Origin of the sequence: Dehalobacter sp. (assembly GCA_023667845.1) — a bacterium.
Taxonomy (GTDB): Bacteria; Bacillota; Desulfitobacteriia; order Desulfitobacteriales; family Syntrophobotulaceae; genus Dehalobacter.
This window is the reverse complement of the sequence record JAMPIU010000144.1, coordinates 99,832-113,125: the sequence shown is the minus strand read 5'-3', so window position 1 is coordinate 113,125 and position 13,294 is coordinate 99,832. Positions and strand designations below refer to the sequence as shown.

Genomic DNA, 13,294 nt, shown 5'->3' with positions numbered 1-13,294 from the left:
AAAGCACTCGGTGTCAGGCGTAGCTCCGTTCGACTTGCATGTGTTAGGCACGCCGCCAGCGTTCGTCCTGAGCCAGGATCAAACTCTCCATAAAAACTATTTACGGAGCTTGATTCAGCTCGTTTGTTTACCAAAATTCATTGACGAGTCTAGCTTTTAATTCATTCTTGTTGTTCAGTTTTCAATGACCTTTGCGCTTCTTTCAGGCGTTCCCGCCCCGAGACGCTTTATTATAATAGCACGCTGTTTTGACACTGTCAACAGCAAATCACAAGGAATTCGATATTTTCTTATACATTATGCAGAAGTGTTCTTTGCAGCTATTCGGCCAGTTTAAAACTATTTCTGTCCATCGGTTTTATTATTTTAATAATAAATCATCAGCGCCATTAATGATGATGTCCAAAAAATACTGTTTCTGTTGCTGATGATTTTATTATATGAAGAAGAATTAATGAGCGTTCTTTGTCTCTAAAAAAATGATCGTTTTTAATTAATACGATCCTACGATCTAATTCGAATAAATTTTCTCTTGCCGACCTTCAAGATATCACCGGCCGAAAGACGAATGGCAGCCTGCGAATCTGAGAGCTTTTCATCGTTAAGCTTCACTCCGCCCTGTTCAACCAGTCTTCTGGCTTCTCCCCTGCTCGGGGCAAGTGCTGCGTTGACCATCAGTGTAACCAGTTCGATCGTGCCGTCCTTCGATGCACCAAGTTCCGCAAGGCTATATTCAGGCATCTCATCTGGAGCTTCTTTTTTCTGGAACATTTTAATAAATTCGTCTTTTGCCTGATCGGCTTCGGCATCTCCATGATAAATTCGGACAATCTCCCATCCCAGACGCATTTTTAAGTCACGCGGATGAACGCTGCCGTCAGCAAGGCCCTTTTCGAGACGGCGAATTTCGTCAACCGGCACTTTTGTGACCAGTTCAAAATAGCGAATCATCAATTCGTCCGGCAGAGACATCGTTTTTCCAAACATTTCTCTGGGACTTTCATAAACTCCGATGTAATTACCCAGACTTTTACTCATTTTATGAACACCGTCAAGCCCCTCAAGGATTGGCGTTGTTAAAGCAACCTGCGGTGATTGCCCATAATCTTTTTGCAGCGTACGGCCCATGAGCAGATTAAACTTCTGGTCTGTTCCTCCTAGTTCGACGTCGCTTTGCAGCGCTACCGAGTCATAGCCCTGCATCAGCGGGTAGAAGAATTCATGAATGCTGATTGGCCGTTCCTCCTGATATCTCTTGGCAAAGTCATCCCTTTCCAGCATTCTGGCAACCGTACAATTGGAAGCTAACTTAATGACCTCTTCAAAACTGAGCTTTGAAAGCCAGGTCGCATTAAACTCAATCCTTGTTTTAGCAGGATCGAGAATTTTAAATATCTGTTCTTTATAGGTTTCCGCATTCCGAAGCACTTCTTCTTCGGTCAATGCCTTTCTAGTTTCGGATTTTCCCGTAGGATCACCTATCCTGCCCGTAAAATCTCCAATAATGATCACTGCCTGATGCCCCAGATCCTGAAACTGTCTCATTTTCTGCAAAGGAACTGTATGTCCCAAATGAATATCTGGAGCCGTCGGATCAAGCCCAAGCTTAACCGTCAGCGGTTTATTTAACAAAAGGGAATTCTTTATTTTTTCCTTCAATTCATCCTCAGGTACAATCTCAGCAGCACCTGTTCTTAATATCTCCATTTGTCTTTGTACTTCTTTGTCTAAATCGATCAATTTAAAACATTCCTTCCATTCTTCGATATACCTTAAGTACCTTGTCTTCCTTATAAAGGATAATAAAATCAATTTATCAAATACACCGCCAGAATATATAAAATTTGGAGCTGACATGGTGCTATATAAAGTTCTTTGCGCTTAAGCATCTTATATTATAAAGAAATATAAATTTTATATCAACCTCTTACCAAATTGATACTGTTTTTACAGCCTTTAAAATATGATATAATGTTTTGAGCTTATTAATCTATATACTTATTAATAAGTCTTTATCTAGGAGGCAAAAAATGGCTAATAACAATGATTATCATAACCGTAATGCAGATCAGAAAAACAGGCGGGTTCACCCTGTCAAAAAGAAAAAAAAGTTTTTTAATACACCCTACTTCAGAATTCCTCTTCTTATCATCATTCTACTCATTGTGATTTTAGGTATTTACTTAATTGTTGCTGTTGCAAAAACCCCCAAATTAGATGTTGAGCTGCTGACAGGTCAGAAACAATCCTCTGTGGTCTATGACAATGAACAGAATTCGATTGCCCAGCTTCACTCCTCCGAAAACAGACTGCTGGTCGACTATGAAGACATTCCGGACACTGTGAAGAAAACGTTTATCGCGGTGGAAGATAAACGGTTTTATAAACATTTTGGGGCAGACCCGATCCGGATTATCAAATCGGCTTTTAATAATTTGAAAGCCGGCGAAGTCGTCGAAGGCGGCAGCACCATCACGATTCAGCTCGCCAAGAACGCTTTTATTGAAGATCCGACGGCGCAGAAGCTTTCGCGCAAGATCCAGGAAGCCGTTCTAGCTCTTCAGATTGAGCATGTGTATACCAAGAACGAAATTCTGACCTTTTATTTGAATCGGATTTACTTAGGGGAATCGTCTTTCGGAATCCGGACCGCTTCTTTGACTTATTTTAACAAAGAACTTAAGGATCTGGATCCGGCTGAAATCGCCATGCTGGCCGGCCTCCCTCAAGCTCCCAGCGGTTATGACCCATACATTTATCCGGAAAAAGCCAAAGCAAGACGAACGATCATCCTGGGTGTGATGAGAGACAATGGCATTATTACACAGGCTGATTATGACAAGTATGTCGATACACCTTTCACGTTTGTTGATCAGGTTAAATCCAAGCAAAAGAATGTACAAATCCCCGAAGCTGCAATGCGCAACAAACAGCACCCTTATTTTGTCGATTATGTAATTTCCGAGCTTCAGGCTAAATATGGCTTTACACCCGAACAGATCTATAGCGGCGGTTTAAAGATCTATACGACTGTAAATTCTAAAGTCCAGACCAAAGCCGAGGAAGCTTTTGCAGACCCCAAGAATTTCCCTGCTAACAGTAAGGACGGGACTTCCGTTCAAGGTGCTATGACTGTACTGGAGCCCGATAGCGGGGCGGTCGCAGCAATGGTAGGAGGCCGGGAATACACTCCGATGGGTTTGAACCGCGCTTATCAGTCCAAAAGGCAGCCGGGATCGACTGCCAAGCCACTCGTTGTCTATGCGCCGGCACTTGAACACGGCGGTTATTATCCTGGAACAGTATTCGATGATATGCCCGTTAAATTTAATAACGGCGATGGCACTGTCTGGGCCCCGACGGATTATGACACCATTACTTCCGGTTGGCGGGGTTTGATCACGATGCGCGAAGCTGTTGAGGACTCGGTGAACGTTTACGCCGTAAAACTCTTAAGCTCTCTCGGGGTTGAAAACGGTTGGCAGTTCGCCAAGAATAATCTGGGGCTTTCCCTAACCAACAATGACAAAGTATTAAGCATGGCCCTCGGGACATTTGATGTTTCTACTCTGCAGATGGCCTCAGCTTACGGAACATTTGCCAATAATGGTGTCAAAGCTGAACCTTACAGTGTTATTAAAGTCCTGGGTCCTGACGGCAAAACGCTCGTCGAAAACACGTCTTCCGAGAAAAGAGTGATGAAAGAAACCACCGCTTATTTGATGAATGATCTCCTGAGAAGCGTTGTAACCTCCGGAACAGGCACAAAGGCCCGGATTGGCAATTGGTATATCTGCGGTAAGACGGGTACCACATCCCTGGATCCTGCTAAATTTGGCAATAGGTCCGGTAATCCCGATGCCTGGTTTGCCGGCTATAGCCCAAAATATGTGGGGGTTGTCTGGATGGGGTATGATCAAACAGATACAAGCCATTACCTGTATAAGGTATATGGCGGCAGCTACCCGGCCAGCATCTGGAAACAAGTCATGACGGTTGCCCACGAAGGACTGGCAGTTCAGTCAAGTATCAGCCGTCCCGAAGGGCTTACGACCGTAAAATTCGATTCCAAATCAGGTCTTCTGCCAAGCAGTCTGACTCCTTCGGAATTTGTTAAAACAGAGATATGCGCAACAGACAGTGTCCCTACAAAAGTCAGTGATGTTTGGGTCGAAGTGAATGTCGATGCCAATAACCCCAATCTTTTAGCCCCCGTAGGCAGCATGAATGCCATATCGAGGATTTGCCTGAACGTTCTGGACCGGCCTAAAGATGTGACCTGGCCGTCGGACGAAGCCCCCTATAAGGCTCCGGACAAATATGTGAATGAAAGTGGCGGCTCTACCAGCGGTGAGACTCCACCGGCAGGAGATTCAAGTATTCCTCAATTGTCTTTGTCTTCTCCGTATTATGACGAATCGAGCACCGTTGTTCAGCTTCCGGTTTCCAACTATAACAGCAAAAAATATACCGTTAAGCTGTATATCAAGAAACCGGGACAATCCTATCTTGAAACGTATGTGCCGGAAGACGGAAACAAGAGGACGATTCAATACCGTTTAAATCTTTTCGGTGCCGGAGCAGTCTCCGGAACCTACACCTTCTGGGGTGTTCTGATGGACAATGACTCTTTTACAGAGGGTCCTCCGTCAAATCCCGTGACGTTGGAAATCAGTAATTGACGATGCCTCTAAAAAAAACACTGCCGATGGTTTAGATAACCTCGGCAGTGTTTTTTTGTGGCTAGTATACCGCTCTCTAATAACTAGACATTTAAACCTTCATAGCTGGGTCTGTGTGCCACAGTTCCAGCGTAAGCGGAGCATGGATGCGGAGCGCGGCAGATAGCGCCACGGAGGGCGCTATCTGCCGAGAGCGGAATGTGGCGCGCAGACCAGACCCAAATAAATATATTTGTCAACTTATTTAAAGATCATGTACTAGGTTGGGTTACTTTAATTCAACGATCGTGACCCCGGAATCGCCTTCGCCAAACTCACCTAAACGGTAAGCAGCAACATGGGGATGTCTCTTCAGAAACTGATGAATGCCTGCCCGCAGGGCGCCTGTCCCTTTGCCATGAATCACACTGACCTGATTAATTCCTGTAATCACAGCATCATCCAGATACTTATCCAGCAACAGGATGCCCTCTTCAACCAGTTTTCCCCGAAGATCGATTTCACTTCTGAGATTTGCCGCTTTGCTCAGCCCGAAAGTACCTTTGATTGTTTTTTCAAAATGCTCTGGTTTCCTCGTCTCATCGACTAACCGGATTTCGGACAGCGGAACGCTGACTTTCAAAATGCCCGTCTGGACCAGCACTTCATTGTTGTTATCAGGTTTTTGCAGGACCTGGCCTTTCTGTCGAAGATTGGGCATATAGACCGTTTGCCCCGGTTCTACCTGTCCGGGCTTCGGCCCGGATTTGTTTCTTCCGGCGTACCCGGTTTCATATACCTTTTCGGAGAGTTTTTTAAGTCCCTGGCGTGTTTTCTCCAGCGCTGCTTCCTGTTCACGCCGTTCTTTCTTCTGGGCTTCCTTGATTTCTTTAATGATACCTTCGGCTTCGAGTCTGGCCTGACGGACAACTTCTACAGCCTCTTCTTTGGCTTTACGAAGAATATCTTCGTATTTCTCTTCTAATTCCAGATTCTTTTTCTTAAGCTCAGCGGCTTTATGTTCAGCCTTCTTCTGCTCTTCTTCCACACTCCGTTTTTTGAGTTCAATTTCCCTTTGCGTATCCTCGAGGTTCTCCAGGAGATCGCTCTCCTTCGTATCCCGTTCGGAGATAAAGGAGCGGGCTTTTTCCAAAATACCACTGCCAAGTCCAAGCCGCTGGGCAATCGATAAGGCATTGCTGCGTCCGGGAATGCCGGTCAGCAGGCGGTAGGTGGGCTTAAGCGTTTCCGGATTAAACTCAACTGAAGCATTTTCAACCCCGGGTGTATTGTAGGCAAAGGTCTTTAATGCACCGTAATGCGTCGTAGCCACCCCGCAGCTTCCGCGTTCCAATAATTCCGCAAGGATCGCCATGGCCAGAGCAGCCCCTTCTCCCGGGTCCGTCCCGGCCCCGAGCTCGTCCAGCAGAACCAGGGAACGGCTGTCGGCTTCCCGGATAATATCCACAATATTGGTCATATGGGCGGAGAACGTACTCAAAGACTGTTCGACACTCTGCTCATCACCGATATCGACAAAAATCCGAGTGAAGATCCCAAGCCGGGAATCACTTTCGACCGGAATATGAAGCCCGGACTGCATCATCACCGCCATAAGGCCGATTGTCTTCAGCGTTACAGTCTTACCACCGGTGTTCGGACCGGTAATGATCAGAAATTGATCATCCATCCCGAGTTCGACGGATATCGGCACAACAGGCCCGGTGAGCAGAGGATGTCTCGCGCCGATCAGCTTGACCTCCTGTTTATTCATTACGAGCGGTGACCCGGCTTCCATATCTTCACTTAGACGGGCTTTCGCCAGAATGAAATCCAGCTTAATCAAGGCTTCATTCAACAGCAGGATTTCCGGAATCCTGGCAGCAACTTTTGCTGTGAGCTGCTGAAGAATCCTTTGAACTTCCCTGTTCTCTTTCAGGGTGATCTCCCTCAGTTCATTGCCAAGCTGGACCACTGCCATCGGTTCGATAAAAAGGGTTGCACCGCTGGCTGACTGATCATGGACAATTCCAGGAAAAGCTGAACTGTATTCCATTTTAATTGGAACCACATAGCGGTCCCCTCTGCTTGTAATGACATTGTCCTGAAGCATCTTTTGATAGTTCGGATTTCTTAAAATCCCATCGAGGCTTTCCTTGATCCGCTGCTGGCTTGTTCCTTTCGCTTTCCGCAGTCTGGCCAGCTCTTCGGAAGCCCGGTCATTGATATCCCCGTCCTCGGAAACACTGCGGGAGATATCGTCTTCTATCTCTTTCTGCGGTACAATCCCATCGACCGTTTCTCTGAGCGTATATAATTCGCTGTACGGATCTTTTCCTGCCTGGCTTCCTTCCAGCAGCGTATTCTTCAGGCGGCGGGCAGTTTTCAACGTATCTCTGATTTCCAGCAATTCTTCCGGATTTAAGGTTCCGCCCCGGTCGCATCTTTCCAGATAAGGACGGATTTCCCGTGCTCCTCTGACTGAAAACAAAGGGTTCATCCTAAGGAGAATTTTCCCTTCGTCCGTTTCACGGAGCAGCGCTCTTACGGTACTCAGGTCAGACTCCGGAACAAGGGCTTCCGCTAATTCTTTCGCCCCGGGAAGCATGCAATGATTCCTAAGCCGTTCTCTGACTGCGCCAAAATCCAGTTTCGCCAGGACTTTATCTGAAGCTATCAATTTATGTTAGCACCCCTCTGTAAAAATGTCCTCTGGTAAAGCCATCGGGATAAAGCCCCTCCAGGCTTTTCATCGCTTCTTCTGTTTCCTCTTTGCCTATGTTCTTGCCTCCAGCCGTTTCTTGCCAAAGCCGGTGAAATACTGCAACGGCACGTTCAGCCTGGGGCAGGGATGCCCGAAGCAGTTCCAGCCGGATATTTCTGATGCCCATATCGGCTATTTTAGACAGTTCGGTTACCAGATTCAAGGTCTTGGCGTTGAAGACATGCATCCGGCACTCTTGATCCGCAGCCAGTGGGAAGTGATAGGCCATGCGGTCCTTCAGGTACAGGTCTTTGTTTTGACAGGCCTTTCCGCATTTGTTGCGGGCTCCGTCTTTCCCCTCCCCCATCACAGCGCCGGGAAGACAAAATTCACTGACCATCATTTCCATATCCCCAAACACCAGCAACTCAATGCCTTCGGATTTGCCCAGAACAGCAAGCTGTTCCTGACTTAATTCCATGGAAAGGGCTGCCTGTCTTCCGCCTGCCCTGCGAACCCATTCCAGCGCCGCTTCGTTAAAACAATGCATAAAATAATCCGTCTCCCAGGTCCACTCGGGATCAACGGTCTTCACCATTTCGATTTCCGCCAGATTCCCGGCCATGATCACCGGCCTTGCCGACCAGCCTGCCACCTTTGTCAGATCTTTCAGCACCTGCTCACATTGGGTCTGATTCAGGATTCGCGGCAGTCTCCATAGTAACGTTCTTCCCCGGCTTTGACACGTATCGAGTGCCTTCTGCAGCTCTGCCAGGGTAAGGGGCGGTCTGGACCGCCAGTGTTCTCCGCCCAGGATGATTCTGTCCGCACCGGACTTCAGCAACGGCGCAATCATGGAAGAATCCGTCACCGCAGCACTGAGCCAATGCTTGCCTGCTCCGGTTTTTCCCGATACTGTCCGGCCGGCTTTGAGCTGTTGATTCCAAGCGTGGGTCCGCTCCTGATACGCATTGAAGGTCAGCGCCGGCTTGCTGTGAGACGGTTCCAAAAGCTTCTCCACCGCAGCGCGCCGCAATTCATTCAATGCACTAACCGGTATCATCAGATCCCCTTCCAGCGCTGTCGTTAATTCTCCCAGATAAAACGGGGTATTCCCCAAACGCCCCAGCTGTTTTACCAGAACCTCCTGTGTCAGTGGCCGGTTCTGCGCTTCCTGAGCCTCACACTGCGATTCCAGCGCAACGTGCTGCTGGTCGTCCCAGACGGTTAGCCGCAGTTTTTGTCCAGCTTTTCCGGACAGTTGCATCTTTAACGGCCGCTTGCGCATTTCCTTTCCTTCCTGGAAACTTAAGCGTGCTTGCGCGATCAGGCCCTCATCATGCGTTTTGAATACCCGGTCCCCAATATTCGCAGCACCTTCGAATTCGATGGTGACCGTATCTCCGGGCGCCGCGCATTCGACCGTTTTGCCGCCGGGGACCATTATTTTTCCGACGCTGATCCCTTCGCGGCCTCTTTTTGTCCAGATTTCCAGCCCATCCCCAAGTCCCAGTTCACGGTCCAGCTTCAGTGTCAGGCGGTTGTTTTTTAGATCCGTAATTCGGCCCAGCATAGTACCACGATTGTTCGGGCGGCTGAAGCTCATCATTTCAGCTCCCTGGTAACCCTGAAAGTATCCGGTTGTAAAATCCCGGTTAAAAATCTGAGTCAGCTCATATAGATCCCGGGCTGTGATTTCCTGCCCCTTTTGATCTTGTAAAAAATCCAGGGCTTTACGGTAGACCCGGATGACCGTTGCCACATATTCGGGCCTTTTCATCCGGCCTTCTATCTTCAGTGAGCGCACCCCGATCCGCTGCAGCTCCCCGAGATTGTCCAACAATTTCAGATCACGCGGACTCAGAAGGTGCTCCCCGGTCTTTCTTCCTTCCAGCAGATCCCTGCCTTTGCCGTCAACCAGACTGTAGGCCATCCTGCAAGGCTGCGCACACCGTCCGCGGTTGCCGCTCCGTCCCCCGATATAGCTCGACATCAGACACTGTCCGGAATAACTGATACACAGTGCGCCATGTCCAAAAACCTCGACATCCAGCTCCGTCGCCTGAACTATTTTTTCTATTTCCGGCGCCGAAGTCTCCCTGGCCAGAACAACCCTGGAAAAACCCATTTTTTCAAGTTGCTTCAGCCCGTAAATATTATTCTGGGTCATCTGCGTGCTGGCATGAAGCTTCATTTCCGGCAGAACTTTCCGGATAAAATTCGCAACTCCGATGTCCTGAACAATCAACGCGTCTGCGCCAAGTGAATAAAGCTGATAGACATAGTCCGCCAGCTCTGAAAATTCACTGTCAGCCACAAGAATATTTAACGTCACATAGACCTTGACGCCGCGTTCGTGCGCGTACGTCACGGCCTTAAGCAATTCCTCCGAATCAAAATTCGAGGCCGAAGCCCTGGCATTGAACATTTTGCCTCCGAGATAGACGGCATCGGCTCCGTTTTCCACCGCAGCCTTCAATGCTTCATAACCCCCAGCCGGTGCAAGAAGTTCTATCTTTTTATTTGTATGCTGCCGCGGACTGCTGCCAAAATCTGAATGCATGGTTGCGTTCTCCGTTCCTGTTTCGTCTTTTTCTGCTTTTCTTCTAATCATACCACACTATCATTTTGCGGCAAATTTTTTACATAAGTTATATCCGTACAATAAAGAATAATGGATTACCTTCCTTAACAGCGTGGCTCCGATCATTCACCCCCTTTTGCAATTCACGGGTAGACATGCTTTCGATACCCATCTCCGCGATAAACTGCGCCCGTTCTTCCTCCTGGACTCCTAAGAGGATAAAAGCCTGGGTATAATTCAAATTCAACAGCGTTACAATAAATTCACTAACCGATTTCAATCCACGCACCCTTGTTGGGTGCGACAACGCTTTTTTCATTTCATTCATCCTTTCTTAATTTCAATCCACGCACCCATGTTGGGTGCGACAACGCTTTTTTCATTTCATTCATCCTTTCTTAATTTCAATCCACGCACCCATGTTGGGTGCGACCGGCAGCACGTCAACTGATTCCTGGTTATCGACATTTCAATCCACGCACCCATGTTGGGTGCGACTTCTTATACGGGATTAAACCAGGTATGACCAAAATTTCAATCCACGCACCCATGTTGGGTGCGACGCAAAATCTTTTATATCTTGTTCAATCTTTTCCTCAATTTCAATCCACGCACCCATGTTGGGTGCGACATTGAGGTAACTACTCCACGTATTTCATAATTATTATTTCAATCCACGCACCCATGTTGGGTGCGACACTTTTTACTTGTCCCTGCCCTGGCTCTTTCGAATTTCAATCCACGCACCCATGTTGGGTGCGACGGCTGACCCATGCGCCGGCAGTCCGGGACCAAAATTTCAATCCACGCACCCATGTTGGGTGCGACTCCGCTTTAAGTGCTCATTATATTTGAGTGCCTATTTCAATCCACGCACCCATGTTGGGTGCGACAACGGGCTTGATAAGGATAACATCATATATTTCAATTTCAATCCACGCACCCATGTTGGGTGCGACGGGTTCATTCGGCCATATTCTGAGAGATTACCGAATTTCAATCCACGCACCCATGTTGGGTGCGACGGAATTTGAGACAGCACCATGCAAGGTGGAAACAATTTCAATCCACGCACCCATGTTGGGTGCGACTCGATCTAACAACAGCGGTTACTTTTAATTACAAATTTCAATCCACGCACCCATGTTGGGTGCGACAATCGCAAGACGTCTTGTAACAAATACCCTCAGATATTTCAATCCACGCACCCATGTTGGGTGCGACCACTGTTAGGATCTCAAACACCATTTATTATCTTAATTTCAATCCACGCACCCATGTTGGGTGCGACAACGGAGACATGTAACGGATAGGGCGTGTAGTTGATTTCAATCCACGCACCCATGTTGGGTGCGACATTATCCGGCCTTAAAATTAAAAGTTGAGCAGGATATTTCAATCCACGCACCCATGTTGGGTGCGACATTAGATCTGAAAGTCCAGGTACCGGCAGTTTACGATTTCAATCCACGCACCCATGTTGGGTGCGACATGACAATAGGAGAATACATAAAAGAGCATCAACCGATTTCAATCCACGCACCCATGTTGGGTGCGACTCTAAAAGCTAGGGCCTTACTCGATCAATATACAATTTCAATCCACGCACCCATGTTGGGTGCGACGTTAATGCAGGAAAAACACTCAGATGTTGACCTATTTCAATCCACGCACCCATGTTGGGTGCGACTAGGCGCTTCCAGCGCGTCTGGAGGTATAGCATCAATTTCAATCCACGCACCCATGTTGGGTGCGACAATTGCTCATTACAGCGTTTACATGTCCAACCTATATTTCAATCCACGCACCCATGTTGGGTGCGACTTCAAATACTTAACTAAAAATCCAACAGCTATAATTTCAATCCACGCACCCATGTTGGGTGCGACATAAAGACGGTTGCAATACAGATATGCGTGATGCAAATTTCAATCCACGCACCCATGTTGGGTGCGACGATAGCAAAACAAAAAACAAGAATGGTGTTTGTAGTATTTCAATCCACGCACCCATGTTGGGTGCGACTAAGGCAAGCTAGAATCAGACAAGGTTGGGATAGGAATTTCAATCCACGCACCCATGTTGGGTGCGACATTGATATTATCGGTTGGTTTAAGGATGTTTGGATTTCAATCCACGCACCCATGTTGGGTGCGACCTCACCTGTTGAATCGTCAATACCATCTGCATTTATTTCAATCCACGCACCCATGTTGGGTGCGACTTTGTCGTACTTAAGCCATCAACATCAGGATCAATTTCAATCCACGCACCCATGTTGGGTGCGACATTAGATACAATATGCTTATATTTACTCTTCCCTTTTATTTCAATCCACGCACCCATGTTGGGTGCGACGGTTCCGTTGTTACCACTGTAACTGGATTTATCGATTTCAATCCACGCACCCATGTTGGGTGCGACATCGTCTAAGTTGACTTCGTGAGCAAAGGAGCTATTTCAATCCACGCACCCATGTTGGGTGCGACTCATAATCGCTTAAGTTTCTGGGCGTGGAGTTGGTATTTCAATCCACGCACCCATGTTGGGTGCGACCATTGTGACCACTGGTAAAACAGAACGAATTATAATTTCAATCCACGCACCCATGTTGGGTGCGACCCGGGTTGTCCTGCAGGCTATTAACCGCGAACTATTTCAATCCACGCACCCATGTTGGGTGCGACTTGACTGTGAGAAATTTTTCGTTAGCTCTATTCGATTTCAATCCACGCACCCATGTTGGGTGCGACTAGGAATTTGATCTTTGTCTTTCTCTTCGTCATAATTTCAATCCACGCACCCATGTTGGGTGCGACTATCACCCCGGTAAGGATCAAGCGCGGATGCCAATTTCAATCCACGCACCCATGTTGGGTGCGACGCCTTTCTCCAATAGCCAGCTTCATCAAAGATTATTTCAATCCACGCACCCATGTTGGGTGCGACTCCGCTGGATTCATCACCAATATAAAGACGACCAATTTCAATCCACGCACCCATGTTGGGTGCGACCAAATTCATTTCCTTGTCGGTTGACTGCTGGTCTATTTCAATCCACGCACCCATGTTGGGTGCGACAGGAGGTAACCCCATGAATAAACCAAGCATCGACATTTCAATCCACGCACCCATGTTGGGTGCGACAAATTCAAGAGCAAATCTGGCTTACAAATGGCATATTTCAATCCACGCACCCATGTTGGGTGCGACACGATAAGATTCTGATATATCAGACTGATTAACAATTTCAATCCACGCACCCATGTTGGGTGCGACTCGACGAGTCAAGAATATTAAATTGTTCTACTTATTTCAATCCACGCACCCATGTTGGGTGCGACA

4 protein-coding genes, 1 rRNA gene, 1 pseudogene and 1 CRISPR repeat array are annotated in these 13,294 nt (G+C 47.4%); of the genes and pseudogenes, 1 reads left to right on the top strand and 5 read right to left on the bottom strand.

The window, feature by feature from the left end; genetic code table 11:
• Positions 1–94, bottom strand: a 16S ribosomal RNA gene (locus tag NC238_13535); the annotation flags it as partial.
• A 410-nt stretch (positions 95–504) separates the two neighbouring features.
• A complete protein-coding gene (gene tyrS, locus NC238_13530; GenBank protein MCM1566928.1) occupies positions 505–1,740 on the bottom strand; it encodes a tyrosine--tRNA ligase in 1,236 nt (411 codons plus the stop codon).
• A gap of 290 nt (positions 1,741–2,030) precedes the next feature.
• On the opposite strand from tyrS, the gene NC238_13525 reads away from it, so the two are divergent.
• Positions 2,031–4,682 carry a PBP1A family penicillin-binding protein gene (locus NC238_13525; protein MCM1566927.1) on the top strand — a complete coding sequence of 884 codons (2,652 nt, stop codon included), beginning with the start codon at positions 2,031–2,033 and terminating at the stop codon, positions 4,680–4,682.
• A gap of 268 nt (positions 4,683–4,950) precedes the next feature.
• Here NC238_13525 and NC238_13520 read toward each other — a convergent pair whose 3' ends face one another.
• From NC238_13520 to NC238_13510, 3 genes and pseudogenes are all read right to left on the bottom strand, one after another.
• Positions 4,951–7,341: an endonuclease MutS2 gene (locus NC238_13520; protein MCM1566926.1), complete on the bottom strand. Its 2,391-nt coding sequence runs from the start codon at positions 7,339–7,341 to the stop codon at positions 4,951–4,953.
• A 1-nt stretch (position 7,342) separates the two neighbouring features.
• The gene (locus NC238_13515; GenBank protein MCM1566925.1) at positions 7,343–9,928 is read right to left on the bottom strand and encodes a DUF3656 domain-containing protein; all 2,586 of its coding nucleotides are present in this window, start codon (positions 9,926–9,928) and stop codon (positions 7,343–7,345) included.
• Positions 9,929–10,049: 121 nt separating this feature from the next.
• A pseudogene (locus NC238_13510) lies at positions 10,050–10,199 on the bottom strand (DUF3102 domain-containing protein).
• 23 nt (positions 10,200–10,222) lie between these two features.
• Positions 10,223–13,293: direct repeats of the CRISPR family, unit length 32 nt; unit sequence ATTTCAATCCACGCACCCATGTTGGGTGCGAC.
• Position 13,294: the final 1 nt, after the last annotated feature.

Coding starts and splice junctions, on each gene's coding strand:
- NC238_13525 (MCM1566927.1), top strand. CDS start 2,031: ATGGCTAATAACAATGATTATCATAACCGTAATGCAGATCAGAAAAAC.
- NC238_13515 (MCM1566925.1), bottom strand. CDS start 9,928: ATGCATTCAGATTTTGGCAGCAGTCCGCGGCAGCATACAAATAAAAAG.